The organism is Saccharothrix sp. HUAS TT1 (assembly GCF_040744945.1).
In the GTDB taxonomy this organism is placed as follows: domain Bacteria; phylum Actinomycetota; class Actinomycetes; order Mycobacteriales; family Pseudonocardiaceae; genus Actinosynnema.
Genome location: NZ_CP160453.1, coordinates 345,261 through 362,839, shown reverse-complemented (window position 1 = coordinate 362,839; position 17,579 = coordinate 345,261). Strand labels below are relative to the sequence as shown.

At 71.8% G+C, this 17,579-nt stretch carries 14 protein-coding genes; 8 read left to right on the top strand and 6 right to left on the bottom strand.

Annotated elements, in window-relative coordinates:
• Positions 1–151 precede the first annotated feature (151 nt).
• Complete coding sequence (locus AB0F89_RS01760; protein ID WP_367131875.1) at positions 152–1,354, top strand: sensor histidine kinase; 1,203 nt, start codon at positions 152–154, stop codon at positions 1,352–1,354.
• Complete coding sequence (locus AB0F89_RS01755) at positions 1,342–1,998, top strand: response regulator (protein WP_367131873.1); 657 nt, start codon at positions 1,342–1,344, stop codon at positions 1,996–1,998. Before AB0F89_RS01760 ends, AB0F89_RS01755 begins: the two co-directional genes overlap by 13 nt.
• 203 nt (positions 1,999–2,201) lie before the next feature.
• Here the strand turns inward: AB0F89_RS01755 and AB0F89_RS01750 are convergent, their stop codons facing one another.
• The 4 genes from AB0F89_RS01750 to AB0F89_RS01735 form a co-directional block, all read right to left on the bottom strand.
• A complete protein-coding gene (locus AB0F89_RS01750; RefSeq protein ID WP_367131871.1) occupies positions 2,202–3,059 on the bottom strand; it encodes a hypothetical protein in 858 nt (285 codons plus the stop codon).
• 465 nt (positions 3,060–3,524) lie between these two features.
• Complete coding sequence (locus AB0F89_RS01745; protein WP_367131869.1) at positions 3,525–4,310, bottom strand: hypothetical protein; 786 nt, start codon at positions 4,308–4,310, stop codon at positions 3,525–3,527.
• 137 nt (positions 4,311–4,447) lie between these two features.
• Positions 4,448–4,969: a hypothetical protein gene (locus AB0F89_RS01740; RefSeq protein ID WP_367131867.1), complete on the bottom strand. Its 522-nt coding sequence runs from the start codon at positions 4,967–4,969 to the stop codon at positions 4,448–4,450.
• Between the two features lie 220 nt (positions 4,970–5,189).
• Positions 5,190–5,633 carry an ATP-binding protein gene (locus AB0F89_RS01735; protein WP_367131865.1) on the bottom strand — a complete coding sequence of 148 codons (444 nt, stop codon included), beginning with the start codon at positions 5,631–5,633 and terminating at the stop codon, positions 5,190–5,192.
• A 226-nt stretch (positions 5,634–5,859) separates the two neighbouring features.
• Here AB0F89_RS01735 and AB0F89_RS01730 point away from each other — a divergent pair, with 226 nt between their 5' ends.
• From AB0F89_RS01730 to AB0F89_RS01715, 4 genes are read left to right on the top strand one after another with little or no spacing between them, the layout of a single operon-like run.
• The gene (locus AB0F89_RS01730; RefSeq protein ID WP_367131863.1) at positions 5,860–6,450 is read left to right on the top strand and encodes a TIR domain-containing protein; all 591 of its coding nucleotides are present in this window, start codon (positions 5,860–5,862) and stop codon (positions 6,448–6,450) included.
• On the top strand, positions 6,450–8,078 hold the full coding sequence (locus tag AB0F89_RS01725; RefSeq protein ID WP_367131862.1) for a tyrosine-protein kinase family protein: 1,629 nt from the start codon (positions 6,450–6,452) through the stop codon (positions 8,076–8,078). The genes AB0F89_RS01730 and AB0F89_RS01725 overlap by 1 nt, the downstream gene beginning before the upstream one ends.
• Positions 8,079–8,089: 11 nt before the next feature.
• Positions 8,090–8,698, top strand: a complete 609-nt coding sequence (locus AB0F89_RS01720; RefSeq protein ID WP_367131861.1) for a hypothetical protein — start codon at positions 8,090–8,092, stop codon at positions 8,696–8,698.
• Positions 8,695–11,820 (top strand): DUF87 domain-containing protein, encoded by a 3,126-nt coding sequence (locus tag AB0F89_RS01715; RefSeq protein ID WP_367131859.1) that lies wholly within the window; start codon positions 8,695–8,697, stop codon positions 11,818–11,820. Before AB0F89_RS01720 ends, AB0F89_RS01715 begins: the two co-directional genes overlap by 4 nt.
• 54 nt (positions 11,821–11,874) lie before the next feature.
• On the opposite strand, the gene AB0F89_RS01710 is transcribed toward AB0F89_RS01715, so the two are convergent.
• The gene (locus AB0F89_RS01710; RefSeq protein ID WP_367131857.1) at positions 11,875–12,771 is read right to left on the bottom strand and encodes a hypothetical protein; all 897 of its coding nucleotides are present in this window, start codon (positions 12,769–12,771) and stop codon (positions 11,875–11,877) included.
• A 246-nt stretch (positions 12,772–13,017) separates the two neighbouring features.
• On the opposite strand from AB0F89_RS01710, the gene AB0F89_RS01705 reads away from it, so the two are divergent.
• Entirely contained in the window at positions 13,018–13,197 is a 180-nt protein-coding gene (locus AB0F89_RS01705) for a hypothetical protein (RefSeq protein ID WP_367131855.1), read from the top strand.
• Positions 13,198–13,305: 108 nt separating this feature from the next.
• Positions 13,306–14,523 carry a helix-turn-helix transcriptional regulator gene (locus AB0F89_RS01700; RefSeq protein ID WP_367131853.1) on the top strand — a complete coding sequence of 406 codons (1,218 nt, stop codon included), beginning with the start codon at positions 13,306–13,308 and terminating at the stop codon, positions 14,521–14,523.
• A gap of 54 nt (positions 14,524–14,577) precedes the next feature.
• Here AB0F89_RS01700 and AB0F89_RS01695 read toward each other — a convergent pair whose 3' ends face one another.
• On the bottom strand, positions 14,578–17,508 hold the full coding sequence (locus tag AB0F89_RS01695; protein ID WP_367131851.1) for a tetratricopeptide repeat protein: 2,931 nt from the start codon (positions 17,506–17,508) through the stop codon (positions 14,578–14,580).
• Positions 17,509–17,579: the final 71 nt, after the last annotated feature.

Genomic DNA, 17,579 nt, shown 5'->3' with positions numbered 1-17,579 from the left:
CTCCACTTCGGTGCACAATCCAGCCCACTGGACAACCGGGGTGGTGGTGGCACCCCGAGGCCGTCGTTCAGCCGGACAAACCACGACGGGCAGCTCGATCGGCGTGCACCATGGGGTTCTGTTGATCGGTTGAGGTCGACCGGGGGGTGGCGTGGCACAGGTGCGGAAGCGCTTGCGGGCGTCGTTCGACGCTGTCGCGCGCTTGGTCGGCGGCCTCGGCACGGCGCTGCTCGCGCTGGCCGTCCTGGCCTGGCTCGGCGTGGTCGCGCTGCTCAGCTGCGTCGGTGTCGGCATCGTCCTGCTGCCCGCCGCCCTGCGTGCGCTGCGGACGGCCGCGAACCGGGAACGGGCCCGACTCGACGTCCTCGTCCCCGGCCCGGTGCCGCGTCGGGTGCGCGACGCGCTGCGCGACGTGACCGTGCGGCGTGAGCTGGCCTGGCTGCCGCTGCACGCCACGGCCGGCCTGGCGGTGGGGTTCACCGGGCTCGCGATGCCGGCCACGGCGCTGCAGAACACGACGTACCCGTTCTGGTACCACCTGCTGCCGCCCGAGGACAACGCTCCCAGCTTCTTCTTCTGGACCATCACGGGTCCCCTGGCCGTCGGGGTGACCGGCGTGCTCTGCGCCGCCCTCGTCGTGTGGCTCGGGCCGGCGCTCGTCCGGGCGCAGGAATGGCCTGGCCGGCACCTGCTGGCGCCGCCTGCGGGCGTCGACCTCTCGCTGCGGGTCACCGAGCTGACCGCCACCCGCGCCGCCGCTCTCGACGCGCACGCCGCCGAGCTGCGCCGCATCGAGCGGTCGCTGCACGACGGCACGCAGAACCGGTTGGTCGCGGTGGCCGTGCTGCTCGGCGCCGCGCGGCGGGCCGTGGACCGGGACCCGGCCGCGGCGGCCGCCGTGCTGGACCGGGCCCAGGACGCAACCGAACAGGCGCTCGCGGAGCTGCGGGCGGTGGTCCGCGGCATCCTGCCCCCGGTGCTGGCCGACCGCGGGCTCACCGGCGCCCTGGCCGGCCTCGCGGGCAGCTGCGGCGTGCCTTGCGAGCTGGTGGTGGACGTGCCTGGCCGGTGCGCCGCCTCGGTCGAGGCGACCGCGTACTTCGTGGTGGCCGAAGCCCTCTCCAACGTGTCCAAGCACAGCGGCGCCGCGAGCGCCGTGGTGGCGGTGAGGCGGGAGGGGGATCGGCTGCTGCTGCGGATCGGCGACGACGGCCGGGGTGGCGCGGACGAGCGCGGCGGGTCGGGCCTGTCCGGCATCCGCCGACGGGTCGAGGCGCACGACGGGCGCCTCACCCTCGACAGCCCGCTCGGCGGGCCTACGACGATGGAAGTGGAGCTGCCGTGCGGATCGTGATCGCGGAGGACGACCCGCTGCTGCGCGAGGGGTTGGCGCTGCTGCTGCGCGCCGAATCGCTCGACGTGGTGGCCACCACCGACACGCCGGAGTCGTTCCTGGCCGCGGTGGCCGAGCACGAGCCGGACGTCGCCATCGTGGACGTGCGGATGCCGCCCACCCACACCGACGAGGGGATCGTGGCGGCCGTCGAGGCGCGACGACGCCGGCCCGGCCTCGCGGTGCTCGTGCTCTCGGCGTACGTGGAGCAGGCGTTCGCCACCGAACTGCTCGCCGCCGGCGCCGATCGGCTCGGTTACCTGTTGAAGGAGCGGGTGGGAAGGGTCGAGGAGTTCTTGAGCGCGCTGCACCGGGTGGCGAGCGGTGGCACCGCCGTGGACCCCGAGGTGGTGGGCCAACTGCTGGCCCGCAACCCCCACACCAGCGCGCTGGGCCGGTTGAGCCCCCGGGAACGGGACGTGCTCGCGCTCATGGCCGAAGGGCTCGGCAACGCCGCCATCGCCGAGCGGCTCTTCATCACCGAGGGCGGGGTGCACAAGCACATCCGCAGCATCTTCGCCAAGCTCGACCTCGCCCCCGACGACCGGGCCGACCGGCGCGTCACCGCGGTCCTGCGCTACCTCAAAGGCACCGGACCGAAGTAACGCCGCCGCGCCGGCTGGTCACGATCATGAGTGGTGCTGCGGCGCCTGTGGTGGCGATGCGGGTGACCAGCCTGGTCGCCGAGATCGCCGATGCCCTGCGCAAGCTGTCAAGACCATCGCCGACGTCTCCCAACGGCTTGATGGGCCGGCGAGGTGCTGCGCCTGTGTTCGGTTGACCTGCGGTTACGTGGTCGGCCGTCCCGCTATTGCCGTTCGGCGCGTCTGCGAGCCGTCTCGTCCAGGAGTTCGCCGACGGTGCGGTGTGGCGGTGTGGTGGCGGGAGGGGTGGTGCGGTCGCGGAACCGGTGCAGCAGTTCCGTCCGCACGGTCGTGGTTCGGTCCTGGATGACGCGCAGCAGCAGATGGTCTTTTTCGGTGCCGGGTAGTGCCGCTACCCAGGCCGCGAGCTGTTGAGGGTCGTCGATGGTCTTGGTCAGCGACGGGCTGGCCTCGGCGGCGACGGTGAGCAGGTCGTTGTCGAGGCGGAGGAAGTCGGCCAGGGCGCGCTGCGCCGCGGTGAGGGTGCGCAGTCCGGCGGGTACGGGTGGTTCCGGGTCGTCGTCCGCGTCGCGGTCGAAGGCGTCCTCGTCGCGTTCCCAGGTGCCGTACCCGGCGAGCCATGCCAGGTACAGCGCGCGGTGGTCACCGGCGGCGAGTTCGTCTCGGACGCCGGCGATGGCGGACAGCGCTTCCTGCGGCTCGTAGTCCTGGTCGTCGGTCTCGTCGTGGTTGTGCAGGTCGAGGATGAGGTGCGTGTCCGTCGTCCAGGCCCCGACCTGCTCGTCGACGAGGTAGGGCTCGACCGCGTCCAGGTCGAGCGAGGTGCGCGGCAGGCGCAGCAGGAGGCGTCGGGTTCCCCAGTCGGCGAGGTAGAGGTGCGCGTCGTAGTGGCGTTCGACCAGTTGGTCCGGGTCGCCGCGGAAGTCGCCCCAGTCGTACTCGTTGACGAAGCTGGTGGCGGTGATCTGGGCACGGGTGGACAGGGCGCGGACCTCGGCTTGGGCCGGCGCGTCGAGCGGCTGGTCCAGAGCGATGAATTCGTAGTACTGGTACTCGCTCAACGCCCGCCTCGCGTGAATTCGATGAACCCGGGCTCGACGGTGGCGATGGCGTCCTGGCCTCGCTGGTCCATCTCCACGATCCGCCACCGATCGGTCGCGGGCTTCGTCACTCGTCGTCCCCTCGGGTCTGAGTCGCTGCGGTCGGGTCGGATCGCCTTTCGGAGCGACCGGGTCGGGGTGAGGGTAGCGCCGAGCCGGTGGACGTCGACAGCGCCGGCTCTGGTTCCAAGCCGGACCGGGATGTCATGTTGTGTGGGCCGACTCCAGCCCGGTTGGTCGAAGACCTTTGCGTCAAGCTGCGCACGTTCACCGAACGTGTGGCTTTCGCTGGTGAGCGCGAGGGAGGGGCGTTCTGCGGTAACCGAGGATGACAACGACGACGACAGCAGCGGCAATGTCCGGGTTGGCGGGGCGCAAGAAGTACCACGTCACCAAGCCTCGTCTTGGTGGTGCTGTCGGTGCTGCTCACCGTTCGGCTGAACGTCGTGCTGTGACGATCGGTGCGGCGTGGACGACCCGGGGGCCGACCAGCGCGATCGGGCTCGGGCAGCGGTCGAGCAGGCGGCGGCTCGTGGCCTCGTCGGTGGTCGGGGTGCAGCCGATGACCAGCAGTGCGGCGAGCCTGGCGTGGCGGGTCAGGCCGGTGACCGGGTGTGACCGGGCCACCCGCAGGTCGACCGGCACGTCGGGGTAGCGCTGGGCGCACGCCGCGACCGAGGTCGCGGCGGCACGTGCGGTCGTTCCGCCGGTGGACGGCTCGCGCGTGCAGCAGATCGCGCGGACACCCGTGCCCAGCACGGAGGCCAGGGCGAAGCCGGACAGCAGGGGCGCCTCGTCGCCGGCGCCGATCAGCGTGGGCAAGTCATCGCGCCAGGTCGCACCGGGCGGGACGGCGACGACGGGGCACCGCGCCGAGGCGGCGACGGTGAGCGAGAGGGCCCGGTCCGCTTCCGTCCGGGAACTCGTGATGATCAGGTCTGCCGTCAACGACTCGACCACCAGCGCGTGGGCGGTGGCGGAGTCGAGGGCGTCGACCTGCGGCGAGCCCGTTCGCAGGGGTGCCAACGGCCCTGCTGCCGTGCTGTCGACGGCCGGGCGGCGTCGCACCACGGCGGTGCCGTTGCCGCGCCGCTTCGCGTAGGCCGTCGCCCACCGAGTGGCGTCGAGGTCGTCCAGTTCGCACGCCGTCCCCAGGACGACGCGGGCGATCCGGGTCGGTGTGGTGATCGTGGCGTGCCTCCGGTGGTTCACGCGTGCACGTCGCCCTGAGCGTCCGGGCACGTCCGGCGTTGGTCGGTCACCGGACGGTGACAGGCCGGCCGCCCCTGCCGGTAGGGTCCTTCGGCCCGCATGGCGGTGGGGCGGTGCCGGTCGTCGGCGACGGCGCGTCAGGCGAAGACGTAGGTGCCGATGCCCGAGGCCGTGGTGAGGCCCGGTTCCCCGAGGCAGGCGAGGAGGTCGAGGGTGAGCAGTTCGACGACGTGCGTGGTCGAGCTCCCGGCGAACTTGCCCGCCGTCACCGTTCCGCTCTCGATGATGACCAGCGTCCCCAGGACGTAGTTGGCGGACCGGGTGTAGCCGATCGTGCTGGTCTCACCGGTGTTCCACGTGATGGTGTACGAGCCGTTGCCGGACGCGGCGAGGTCCGTGCACGAGCGGTTGAGACCGCGGACGGTCGCCTGCACCTGCCCTCCCGTCACGGTCGGGTGGGTGAGGGATGTGCACGAGAGGACGTTGTGCACGCTCACGTCCACCGGCCGACGCGTGGCCAGCAGGCCGGGGGAGTAGGACACCGACTCCTGCTCCGTGCAGGTGAGGTCGCCCGGCACCGCGTGGGACGGGGATGTCGAGGACAACAAGGACGACGTGATCACCGCGATCACGGCCAGCAGGCTCGGAACGCTTCGCACCGCGTGCACCTCCACGACGACGGCAACGGCCACCGCCATCCGCGCGACGTGAAGCGAATGAGGGTTCCTCGTTCTACCGGAAGAGCGATTCTTCCGTCGAGTTTCACGACTTGGCCGTTGGTCCTCAATCGGCTGAACGGCTTGCGGTGGAACACTGTGGGTGCGCGTTATTCGCCGCAAAAGTGCGGCATGACCGCATATCTACTGCTGTTGTCCGCGCTCAGCCCGACAGCGCTGTGTTGGGGTGCCGGGACTGGTGGGCCAGGACGGCCCACACCGTCTTGCCGACCGCGTGGCGCACCGCTCCCCACTGGCGGCACAGCCGGCCCACGAGCACCATCCCGCGACCGCGCGTCGTGCGGACCGACGAACTGCCCACCACCGGCAGCCGCGGGGACAGGTCGGTCACCTCGACGCGGACCACGTCGCCGTCGCGTCGAAGCCGCAGGCGCAGCGGGTGCTGGCCGTGCTCGTAGGCGTTGGTCAGCAGTTCGCAGACCACCAGCTTCGCGTCGGCGATCTCGTCCTCGGTGAGGTCCGCGAGGATCTCGGCGGTCCACTGCCGTGCCTCGGCCAGGTCGGGTTTGTCACCGGGTAGTTCGAGCACGCGGGTGTCGAACGGGTCGGTGGGTCTGGGCGGGTACGCGGTGCTGTCGACCGTCATGGGTGCCCCTCCTGCTTGTCGAAGACGTGGGTCGCAGTCACGTGGTACCCCCGTGGGGGCGTCTTGCAACACCGCATCGGCGGTACTTCCCTTCCCGCAGCCCGTGTTCTATCGAGTGCGGGCACGACCGGGACGCGCGGCAGTTGTCCAGTTTTTGTCCCGTCCGGCGGTGATTGCCCACTTTTTGGTCTTCTTTCGGCGGTGGGTGCTCCCTACTATTTGCCGCGTGTCCGACTACAAGTTCGATTTCTTCATCAGCTATGCCCGTCGCGGCAGCGTTCAGAAATGGTTGCTGAACCACTTCCACGACAAGCTCCTCGAATGCCTCGCGGACCAGTTGGCCCCGACGCCGAAGGTGTACGTGGATCGGACGATGTCGCGTGCCGTGCACTGGCCGTCCAGCCTGAAGCACGCCCTGCGGCACAGCAAGGTGATGATCCAGCTGCTCACCCCGCACTACTTCGAGTCGAAGTGGTGCCGAGCCGAGTGGTACAGCATGCAGGCCAGGGAGGCGATGCTGGGGCTGGCCAACTCGGATCGGCCGCACGGGCTGATCTACCCGATCCTCTACTCGGACTCGGACAACTTTCCGCCGGAGGGCAGGGAACGTTCCTGGCAGGACTTCAAGGAATACGCCCACCCAGACCCGCCGTACCAGGAAACGCGTGAGTTCATCCACTTCCACCGCCGGGTGAACAGGCTCGCCGCCGACCTCGTCGACCTGCTCAAGCAGGTCCCTCCCTGGCAGCCCGACTGGCCGGACGTGGACCCGCCCGATCCCGTGCTCGTCCCGTCGCCGCTGCTGCCGAGGTTCTGATGGCCACCGGGACGGTCATCACGTTCTACTCCTACAAGGGCGGTGTCGGGCGGAGCTTCACGCTGGCCAACGTGGCCGTGCTGCTGGCCCGCTGGGGTTACCGCGTGCTCACCGTCGACTGGGACCTGGAAGCCCCCGGCTTGCACCACTACTTCAGGCCGGTGCTGTCCGAGGAGCCCGAAGGCGGCGTGATCGACCTCGCCCACGACTTCATGGCGGGAGCGGAGGAGCCGCGTCCCCACGCCGTCCGGGTCGACGTCGAGGGCAGCACCCTCGCGCTGCTGGCCGCCGGCCGGGACGACGCCTCCTACATGGAACGCATGCAGGGCATCGACTGGGAAGACCTCTACCGCAACGGGTTCGCCACCTTCCTGGAGCGCTGCCGGGAGCAGTGGACGGCTGACTACGACTTCGTGCTGATCGACAGCCGCACCGGCATCTCCGACATCGCGGGCATCTGCACCGCGCAGCTCCCCGACCGGCTGGCCGTCGTGTTCACCGCCAACGAGCAGAACCTCAAGGACGTCGTGGGCATCGTGCAGCGGGTCGACACGGCCCGGGACCGGCTGCCCTACGACCGGCCGCGCCACATGGTGCTGCCCGTGCTGTCCCGGCTGGACAACCGGGTGGAGTACGAGAGGGCGGAGAAGTGGCAGCGCAAGTGCGCCGAGGTCATGGCGCCGCTGTTCGGCAACTGGCTGGCCAAGGACGTGTCGGAGGAGCTGATGCTGCGGCACCTCACCGTGCCGTACGTCTCCTACTGGAGCTTCGGCGAGCAGCTGTCGGTGCTGGAGGAGCAGGTCCCGTCGGCGGACCAGATCTCCTACGCCCTGGAGACGGTGGCGGCCGTGGTCGCGCAGCAGTTCGACCGCACCGACCTGCTCGCCGACAACCGGGACGCCTACGTGGCGGCGGCCCGCGAGCGCCGCCGGGAGTTCGGGCTCGACGTGGTGGTCTCCAGCCCCCGGCACGCGCTGCGCGTCGCCGACCAGCTGATCGAGGAGCTGCGCCTGCTCGACGTGCGGGTCGAGCGCTCCTCGTCCGGCGACCCGGAGATCCTGGACCGCAACAGCGAGCTGGCCGAGCACCTGTGCCTGGTGGTGGACGGCACGCCGAGCCGCTGGCAGGTCACCGAGGCGGAGCGCTTCCTGCGCCACACGATCAGCTCGGACGGCGGTCAGCGGCGGCTGTTCTGCGTGCTGACCGACGGCACCGACGCCGAGGTCCTGCCCGGGTTCCTGCGCAACCTGCGTCACCTGAGGTTCGAGCCGGACGCGCGGCCCACCCGCGTGGCGCGGGACCTGCACGCCCTGATCACGGGCGCACCGGCCGGTGACGACAGCCCGGACCGGGACGCCCTGCGCGACGCCGCGGCGGCGCTGCGCGGCGTGCCGGAGGCGATGCCCACCGCCGGGCGGTTGGCGCTCGTCGAGCAGACCGTGCGCGGTATGTCGGCGGCGCTCGACAACGGTGACCTGACCTCGTTGCAGGACCTGTCGGTGGACCTCGACGTGCTGTCCAAGTCGCACGCGGCCGGTGACCGGCTCGCCGTGCCCCAAGACCTGCTGGTGGTGATCCGCGCCCTGCTCGGCCGGATCGACCGTCGGATCGAAGCGACCGAGAACTGAGAGGCGGCGAAATGCCCGAGAAGTACGGCCCCCAGGAAAAAGCGGCGCTGATGGTGCTGATGCTGGAGGGCGGGGCGGTCCTCAACCGGGACCTGACGAACCAGCACAAGATCAGGATCAGCCCGCCGGGCCGCGACAAGCTGAACGCGGACGGCCTGCTCCGGACCTGGTCGGAGAAGCGGCGCCTGGTGCACCAGATCACCGAAGAGGGGATCGCCTGGTGCCTGAAGGACCTCAGCGAAGGCGAGCCGCCCGCGCGGTCGGGACCTTGGGCGCGAGCGCAGAACGAGGTGCTGAAGCGCTGCGTCCGCTACCTGCTGGGGCAGGGTGTCCGCTTGGCGGACGTGCTCAACCCCGCTGACCTGGAGTCGGTGATCCGGGCCGCTTACCTGGCGCTGTCGGTCAAGCCGCAGGACTGGGTCCGCCTGGCCAGGCTCCGCCCCGAGCTCAACGGCGCGGAGCGGGACGAGGTGGACGGCGTGCTGCTGGAGATGTTCAAGGCCGGCGAGGTCCACCTGGTGCCGGAGTCCAACCGCAAGGCGCTGTCCGAGGCCGACCACGCCGCGGCGATCCGGATCGGCAGCGAGGACAAGCACCTCATGGCGATCGAGGAATCATGAGCGAGCAGCAACGCGAGGCGCTGGCGGCGCTGCGGTTCAACTCCGCCGAGACGCCGGATGACGTCTGGCACACCTCGCCTTCCCACGTCGACGGTTTGCACGTCAACGCGGAGCGCCGCATCCGGGCCGGTATCAGGGATGCGGCCGCGAGCACCGGGTCCAGCCCGATCGGCCTGGTGCTCCAGGGGCAGAAGGGCGTCGGCAAGACCCACCTGCTGGGCTCGGTCCGGCGGATGGTGCAGGCGGAAGGGGGCTACTTCTTCCTGGTCGAGCTGACGACCGGCGCGGAGTTCTGGAACGACGTCGCCGACGCCGTGCGCAGCGAGCTGCGCCGCACCAACGACGACGGCGAGCTCCAGCTCACCGTGCTGCTGCGGCAGCTGTGCGAGCGGGCCGGTGTGCCCGCCGTGGTGGCGGCGGAGATCAAGGGTGACGTGCCGCTCACGCCCGAGGGCCTGCGCAAGTTCCTGCACCACCTGAGCAGCCTGGACAGCCGGGTGATGGTCGAGTGCGGTGACACGATCCGCGCGCTGGTGCTCTACGCGTCCGAGCACTTCGACGTCGGTCTCGCCTACCTCCACGGCGTGCGGGACGCCGGCGACGAGCGCCGGTACTGGGGCATCCACGGCCGGCCGAAGACGCCGCGCGAGCTGGTCGGGGACATGTCGCACGTCCTCGCCCTGACCGGCCCGAGCGTCATCGCGGTCGACCAGTTGGACACGTTGGTCAACATGAGCCAGGCGCGCACCGACGAGGAAGACGCGGACGCGGACCTGGTGCAGGAGATCGCGCTGGTCTCCAACGGGCTGATGCAGCTGCGCGAGACGACCAGGCGGACGTTGTCCATCGTGGCGTGCCTGCCCCACACGTGGAAGCTGGTGCACGGGAAGGCGATCGACACGGTCTCCGACCGGTTCACCGAAACGCCGTTCCTCAACTCGATCGTCGACGCGCGGATCGGCCAGGCGCTGGTCAGCCGCTGGCTCGGGGTGGTCTACCAGCGCATCGACTTCACCCCGCCCCACCCGACCTGGCCGGTGTCGCCGGACGTGTTCGGTCGCGCGTGGCTGCCTCAGACGCCACGGCAGCTGCTCAGGGCCATCCACGCGCATGCCGAAGCCTGCCTGCACGGCGACGTCCACGAGCTGTCGTCGTTCGCCGAGAAGGTCGTCGAGGCGCCCGTGCCCGTGCCCCCGCCGAGCGGGCCGGAGCCCGACTACCTGCAGGAGTTCGACGCCCGGTTCGAGCGCCTGCGGCAGAAGGCGGAGGTGTCGGTGGCGGCGTTGCAGCGGCACAACGAGGACGACGTGATGCCGGCGCTGCTGCTGGCCGGGCTCAAAGCGTGGATCAACGAGGTCGGCAACGACGACATGGCGTGGCAGGCCGAGCAGCTCCAAGGCGGCAGCGACGTGCACGCCCGGCTGCTCCGCACATTGGACGAGGACCTGGACACCGACGAGCGGTGGGGGTTCCGGCTCATCGCCAGCGCTCAGGGGAACTCCGTGCTGCACCGGATGCGCAAGGTCCGCACCGTGGCGCACTTCGGTGCTCAGAACCGGCACTTGGTCCTGCTCCGCAACGGCGACCTGGGGTGGAGCGGCAGGGTGACCCGGGCCGAGCTCGCCGAACTGGAGAGCACGGGTGGTCGGCGGGTGGAGATCTCCGATGACGACCTGCGGACGTTCAGCGCGCTCAAGGAGATGCTGTCCACCCAGACGCACCAGCTGTTGACTTGGCTCGTCGCGCGGAAGCCCGCCAGCCGGAACACCTTCCTCCGGGAGGTGCTGCCCGGTTCGGCGCGTCCTGCGGCAGGTCACCAGGAGACGCGGCCGCCGCCGGAACCGGTCGTGGCGGCCACGCCGCCGGCACAGGAACCGGTCGTGCCGGCCACGCCGCCGTCGCCGACGGAGATCGTGCTCGGCATGGACGGTGAGATCCGCATCGAGCTGGAGTCGCTGCGCAAGCACGTCATGGTGTTCGCGGGGTCCGGCAGTGGGAAGACCGTGTTGTTGCGGCGGATCGTCGAGGAGTGCGCCCTGCGGGGGGTGTCGGCGATCGTGCTGGACCCGAACAACGACCTGGCGCGGTTGGGTGACGCGTGGCCGGAGCCGCCGGTGGACTGGTTGCCGGGGGACGCGGGCAGTGCCGCCGACTACCTGGAGAACACCGAGGTCGTGGTGTGGACGCCCGGTCGCAGTGGTGGGCGGCCGCTCAGCTTCCACCCGTTGCCGGACTTCGCCGAAGTGCTCGGGGACGGGGACGAGTTCGGCGCCTCCGTCGAGGCGGCGGTGGCTCGTCTCGTCCCGCACGCGAAGGTCGGCGGCGGTTCGAAGACGGCGGCCCGCGGCCAGGCGGTGCTCCGCGAGGCGTTGACGCACTACGCGCGCAGCGGCGGGCGTGAGCTGTCGGAGTTCGTCGAGGTGCTGGACGACCTGCCGGAGGGGGTCAGCAAGCTCAGCACGGCCCGGGAGACGGCGGCGGACCTGGCGGAGACGTTGCGGGCCGCGATGGTGAACGACCCGCTGCTCGGCGGTTCGGGTGAGCCGACGGACCCGGCGGTGCTGCTCACGCCGACACCGGGCAAGCGGGCGCGGATCTCGGTGATCAGCTTCGTCGGGCTGCCGTCGGAGGAGCAGAAGCAGGGGTTCGTCAGCCAGCTCCAGCTGGAGGTGTTCGCCTGGATCAAGCGCAACCCGGCGGTGGACCGGCCGCTCGGCGGGCTGGTCGTGATGGACGAGGCGCAGACCATCGCGCCGTCCGGCGGGTGGACGGCCAGCACGCAGAGCACGATCCTGCTGGCCTCGCAGGCCCGCAAGTACGGGTTGGGCCTGCTGCTCGCCACCCAGGCGCCGAAGGGCGTGCACAACCAGGTCGTCGGCAACGCGACCACGCAGTTCTTCGGCAGGCTGAACAGCCCGGCGCAGATCGCGGCGGCCACCGAGATGGCCAGGGCCAAGGGCAGTTCGGTGGGCGACATCTCGCGGTTGGAGCGCGGCCGGTTCTACGTCACGGGGGAGACCTTCGGGTTCCGCCGGATGCGGACGCCGCTGTGCCTGAGCCACCACCCGCCGAGCCCGCTGCGGTTGGAAGAGGTGCTGGACCGGGCGCGCGACGACCGGTGACGACGAGAAGCGCTCCCCGCCCGAAGGGGGTGGGGAGCGCTTCTCGTCGCACGATCAGCCGACGGTCGAGGTGAGCGCCGCGCCGATCCGCTCCCACAGCGCGGTGAACAGCTCCTCCCGGCGGTAGGCGCGTGGTGCGCCACCACCGCCGAGCACGGAGAAGTCGTGCACTTCGAGCACGGCCGCGCCCGCCTCGGTGTCGTAGACGGGGCGGGCCCAGCCGTTGGTGAGGGCGCTCCCGTCCTGCCTGCCGACCACGAAGTTCACCGTCTCGTCGCCGCCGATCCCGCCGCGCTGGACGTCGAGCGCGTACACGGTGTCGCCCTGGCGCTCGACCCGCACGGCGATCCGCGTGCCGTCCACGTGCGCGGTGCCGACGAAACCGCGCCGGGCCAGGCCGGGCAGCGCCGCGGCGAACTGCTCGGCCAGGTAGCGCAGCGCCGCGTCCTGCTCGGCGTACCGGCTGAAGGTGGCGGGCACGACCGGCGCCGCTTCCTCCTCCACGGGGGCGGCGCCCTTGGTCCCGGCCAGCACCTCGGCGACCGGCACGTGCCCCGTCCCGGCCGCCTCCGCCGCCTCGACCCGGGCGGCCAGCGCCTCGGCGAGCTGGGCCGGCTGGTAGGTGACGCCGCGCACGTAGGCCACGTGGGGGTGCAGCAGGTCCGAGGACACCTTCAGGTCGCCCAGCAGCACCGGCAGCACGTGCTCGTCCCCGGCCTTGACCGCCCGCAGCGCGGCCGCGGTGAAGTCGTCCACCTCCGACACGAACGGGACGAAGAACCGCACCCGCGCGTCGGGGAGGTCGCCGCCCTCCTTGTGCCCCCACCACTCGTGCGTCTGCTCAGGCCCGTGCAGCACGGTCAGCCCGCGCTGCTCGAACGCCTTGACCACCTCCTCGACGGCGGAGCCCTGCTCCTCCTCGAACGACACGGCGACGTCGTACTCGGTCACGACCGAACCTCCCTGTCCACACCGGCCCGGCGGCCGGCTGCGCTGTCTGCGGGCACAGCATCGGGACCGCCTGTCGACCAGAAGTGGACGAGGAGTGGATGGGCCGCCGTCGCCCGTTGACCCCGCCGTCGGGAAACGGGAAACACCTGTTCGGCCACAGCGCGCCGGTGAACCATTGTCGGTGAGGGCGGAATGGTTCGGAAAACGCCCTCGACAACATTCACCGATTCCCTGTGGAGGATTGTCATGTCCGTTTTCGCGTCCCGTTTCGCGGCCAAGGCCGGTTTGTCGCTGGCCGGTTTGTGCGTCGCCGCCGCCGTGCTCGCGTCCGGGGGCGGCGCGGCCTCCGCGTCGTACGAGGAGTGCCCGCCGCCCAGCACCACCACGGTGACCGTGGATCTGTACGGCAACCCGTGGTACGGGTGACGGAGGCGTGAATGCCCGGCCGTTCGCGGGTATTCCGCGAACGGCCGGGCGATTGCGCCGGACCAGGAGCAGTGGTGTACTCGACATCAGCCGGACCGGGAGGCTTGGGTGAGTGGATCGTTCGGTGAATTACTCCGTGAATGCCGTGTCGCGGCCGGCCTGTCCATGGGTCAGCTGGCCAAGCGCGTGCACTACAGCAAGGGTTATCTCAGCAAGATCGAGAATGACCTGAAGCTGCCGCACGAGACCCTGGCCAGGCTCTGCGACGGCGTGCTGAACGCGGGCGGCGGCCTCATCGACGCGGCCCGCGCGGCGCGCGACCAGGCCGTCGAGCGGGCGGCCGACGCCGGGCTCGCGCTCGACCGCCGCCAGGTGCTGGTCGCGGGCACGGTGCTCGGGATGGCCCTCGCGGGTGGCTCCCGGCCCGCGCCGGACGAGCGGGTGGTGGCCGGGATGCGCACCTCGTTCGAGCACCTGCGCGCCCTGGGCACGCAGACGAGCCCCGTCGTGATCCTCGAACCGCTGGTCGCCCTGTTGCGGACGGTGCACGCGCTGGCGCACGAGAACCCCGAGCCGATGCGGGCGCGGCTGCTGCTGCTCGCCGCGCGGGTCGCCGAGTACACGGGGTGGATGAACCAGGAGGCGGGTGACGAGCAGCGGGCGCTGTCGTGGACCCGGCACGCCTCCGAGCTGGCGCGGGCGGGCGGCGACCGGGAGATCGTGAGCTACGCCTTCGTCCGGGAGGCCGGGCTGGCGCTCTACCGGCAGGACGCGACCGCGACGATCGAGCTGGCCGAGCAGGCCCAGCGGGTCGACCGGGCGAGCCCGCGGACCCGGGCACTGGCCGCCCGCCGGGAGGCGCAGGGGCACGCGTTGGCGGGCGACCGCGGCTCGTTCGACCGGGCGATGGACCGAGCGGCCCGCCTCTTCGACGAATCCGGCCCGGACACCCGGGCCTACCCCGTGCTCGGCTCGACCGCGCCGGACCCGGCGGAACTGGCCAGGGGGTGGTCGCTGTGCGACCTCGGGCGGACGGCCGAGTCGGCCGCCGTCCTGGACCGGGAGCTGATCCGGCTGCCGGCCGCCTCCCGCCGCTCACGGGCGCGCTTCGGGGCGCGCCGGTCGCTCGCCCTGGCCTTCGCGGGCGAGATCGACCAGAGTTGCGCGACCCTGGCCCGCACGCTGGACGACGCGGCGCACGTCGACTCGGCGACCGTGCGGACGGACCTGCGGGAGCTGTCCAGGACCCTCGGCCGGTGGCACAACCACGGCGCGGTCCGGGAGGTCTACCCCCAGCTCCGGCGCGTGATCCAGCAGCGGTACTGAGCGCGACGCCCGGCGGGGCGCGGTCCGACGACCCGCCGGGCACGTCCGCGCCGGTCAGCGGCACCCACAGGTCAGGTCCGAGTGCTCGGCCCGGACCTCGTCCGCCTCGGGCTGGCCGAGCGCGACGAACTCGGCCTCGGCCGCGTCCCAGTACCCGGCGGCCTCGCTGTGCCGGCCCAGCGCGTGCAGCGCCTGCGCGACGCCGAGGTGGGCGCGGGCGCCGTGGCCCCGGTTCCCGGCTCCCGTCGCCAGGTCCAGCGCCGCCCGGTAGGCGCTCAACGCGCCCTCCCGGTCACCACCGGCCTGCGCGGTCGCGGCGCGGTCGAGGAAGAGGCGGGTGCGCAGGTCGGCGTTGGACACGTCGGCCGCGACCTCCTTGGCGCGCTCGTGGTAGCGGACGGCTTCGGCCAGCCTGCCCAGGGACCGGTGCACGTTGCCGGTGTAGTTCAGCGCGTAGGCGGCCAGGCACTTGTCGTCCAGTTCGGTGGCCAGGTGGTGGGCCTCCAGGTGGGCGACGAGCGCTTCGTCGTCCAGGCCGAGCCGCTGCTGCACGGTGCCGAGGTTGTTCAGCGCGTGCGCGAGCCCCTGCCTGTGGTCGACCTCGCGCAGCATCGGCACGGCGGCCCGGTGCTGGCGCAGGGCGAGGTCGAGGTTGCCGCGCTCCTCGTTGAGCGTGCCGAGCATGCTCAACGCGTGCGCCTGGCCGCGCTGGTCACCGCACCGCTCGTACTTCTCCAGCGCCGCTTCCAGGTGCTCGATCGCCTCGGCGTGCCGGCCGAGCTGCATCAGGGAGATGGCGAGCATGATCAGCGTGTCGGCCTCGCCGAGCACGTCGCCCAGCCGCCGCCACGCGGTCAGCGCGCTGGTGGCCAGCTCCAGCGCCTCCTCCAGCCGCCCGAGCTGGTCGTAGGCGGTGGCGAGCCGGAGCATCACGTGGGCTCGGCCGTGCTCCTCGTCCGGTTCGGCGCGCACGCGCTCCCAGGCCAGCTCCACGGTCTCGACCCAGTCCTCGAACCGGCTGGTGGTGTGGAAGTGCCGCCAGATCAGCACGGCCAACCGCCACACGTGACCGGTCAGGTCGTGCTCGGCGGCGCAGCGGATGGCGGCCACCAGGTTGTCCCGCTCGGCGGCGATCCACGCGGTCGCGTCCCGCTTGTCCCGGAAGGCGGGGACGACCTGGCTGGCGCGGTGCACGGCGGGCAGGTGCGCGCGGTCGAAGGGGTAGGCGGCGCCCACCGCTTCGGCCAGGCCCACGAGGTAGAAGTCGAGCAGCCGCAGCAGGGCGTCCGCGCGTTCGGTCGGGGTGGTGGGGGGCGGTTCGGCCGCGGCGAACTCCTTGAGCGGGTCGAGCATCCGGTAGCGCTCCGGCGCGACCTCCTCCAGCAGGCACACCTCGTGCAGGTCGTCGAGCACCGCACGGGCTGAGACCACGTCCCAGCCGGCGAGCGCCGCAGCGCCCGCCACGTCGAGGTCCGGCCCCGGCAGGTGCCCGAACAGCCGGAACACCTCCCGCTGCGGCACGCCGAGCTGCTGGTAGGACACGCGCACCGCGGCGGTGCCGTCGGAGTCGTCGGTGTCCGCGCGCCACGGCCCGCTCTCCTCCAACTGCCGCAGCAGGTGCTCCAGCGGCCACCGGTCGTGCCTGCGGAACAGCGCCGCCGCCACCCGGATCGGCATCGGCAGGTAACCGCACCGCTTGACCACCCCGGCCACCTCGGCCGCCCGGCCGCGCAGCCGCAGCGGCCCCGCCAACGTGCGGAACAGCGCGCACGCGTCCTCGGGCGGCAGCTCGGGTAACCGGACCTGCTCGCCGGTGTCCGGCTCGCCCACGTGCCTGCTGGTCACGATCGCCAGGCAGCCCGCCGCCTCCGGCAGCAGCGACCGGACCTGCTCCGGCGAGTGCGCGTTGTCCAGCACCACCAGCGTCCGCGTGCCGTACAACTCCGTCTGGTAGAGCGTGAACTTCCGGTTCACCGACGCCGGGATCTGCTCCGGCGGCACGCCCAGCTCGGTGAGCAGCTGCGTCAGCGCGTCCGACACGGCCACCGGGGGCAGGTTCGGCGTGTACCCGTTCAGCCGCACCAGCAGCTGCCCGTCCGGGAACCGGTGGCGCAGCCGGTGCGCCGCCTCCACGGCCAGCCCGGTCTTGCCCACCCCCGGCGCGCCGCTCACCCACACCGCCCGCCGCTCACCCGGCGCCGAGGCGACCGCCTCCACCGCCTCCAGCTCGGCGTCCCGGCCGGTGAACCCGCCCGGCCGCGACGGCAGCGAACTGGTGGGCTCACCGCGCTCCGCCCGCGCGGCCAGCTTGCGCAGCCGCGGTCCCGGCTCCATGTCCTCCTCGGCCAGCGCGGCCTCGGCGCCGCGGAAGACCCGGACCGCCTCGACCCGGTCACCGCTCGCGATCAGCGCACGCATGAGCAGTTCGGCGTGCCTCTGGCGGTCCGGGTTGGAGCGCACCACCGGGCGCAACCGGTCCCGCGCCGACCGGTGGTCGCCCGCGTCCAGCTCCAGCTCGGCCAGGTCGCCGACCGCGTCGAAGTAGCTGTCCGCCGGGGACATCACCTCGGTGCCGCCGATCCGGTCGGGGTCGATGTCCTCCAGGAACTGCCCGCGCCACAGGTCCACGGCGGCGCGCAGCAGCACGATCGCCCGACGCGGGTCGCCGGCCTCCAACGCCTCCGCGCGCAGCCGGTCGAACCGGACGGTGTCCAGCCGGTCCTCGTCGACCCGCAGCAGGTAGCCGGTCGCCGTGGTGTCGATCGACACGCCGTCCACGCCCCGGAAGGCGATGCGCAGCTTGTTGATGTAACCGCGCACCAGGTTCTGGCGCTCCGGGTTGCCGCCCCACACGATCTCGGTCAACTTCTCCTTGGACACCGGTCGGTTCGCGTGCAGCAGGAGCACGACGAGGACGAACCGCTGCTGCTGGTCGCCCAGCGGCACCGGAGCGCTCCCGTGCCACGCCTCCAGTGGACCCAGCATCCGAAATTCCACGCCGCCTCCCGGTTCGCGAGCTTCACCTCTACGGCGGATGTCGCACAAGGGGCCGTCCG